Source organism: Bradyrhizobium sp., assembly GCF_016462955.1.
Lineage (GTDB): Bacteria > Pseudomonadota > Alphaproteobacteria > Rhizobiales > Xanthobacteraceae > Bradyrhizobium.
Genome location: NZ_JAEMSD010000379.1, coordinates 2,788 through 3,274, shown reverse-complemented (window position 1 = coordinate 3,274; position 487 = coordinate 2,788). Strand labels below are relative to the sequence as shown.

The 487-nt window shown below is 68.6% G+C and carries 1 protein-coding gene; it reads left to right on the top strand.

Annotated elements, in window-relative coordinates:
* Positions 1–373: DapH/DapD/GlmU-related protein (locus JHD07_RS28860; RefSeq protein ID WP_291628353.1), on the top strand; the 373-nt coding region annotated here is incomplete at its 5' end.
* Positions 374–487: the final 114 nt, after the last annotated feature.

The window sequence follows — 487 nt, the reverse complement described above, 5'->3', positions numbered from 1 at the left end:
GCGTGTGCACATCTCCGGCGGCGTCGGCATCGGCGGCGTGCTCGAGCCGCTGCAGGCCGAACCCGTCATCATCGAGGACGACTGCTTCATCGGCGCGCGCTCCGAGGTGGCTGAAGGCGTGATCGTGCGCAAGGGCGCGGTGTTGTCCATGGGCGTGTTCCTGGGCGCCTCGACCAAGATCGTCGACCGCGAGACCGGCGAGATCTTCATGGGCGAAGTGCCCGAATATTCCGTGGTGGTGCCCGGCGCCCTGCCCGGCAAGCCCATGAAGAACGGCGAGCCCGGCCCCAGCCTCGCCTGCGCCGTGATCGTCAAGCGCGTCGACGAACGCACGCGCTCCAAGACCAGCATCAACGAGCTGCTGCGGGATTGAGTTCGCGCCGCGAACCCGAACCTTTCCCCGTCACCCTGAGGCGGCCGCTCCTTCGGCGGCCCTCGAAGGGCGACGGCTGGCGGCTGCGTCTCGGCCGTTCATCCTTTCGAGGCT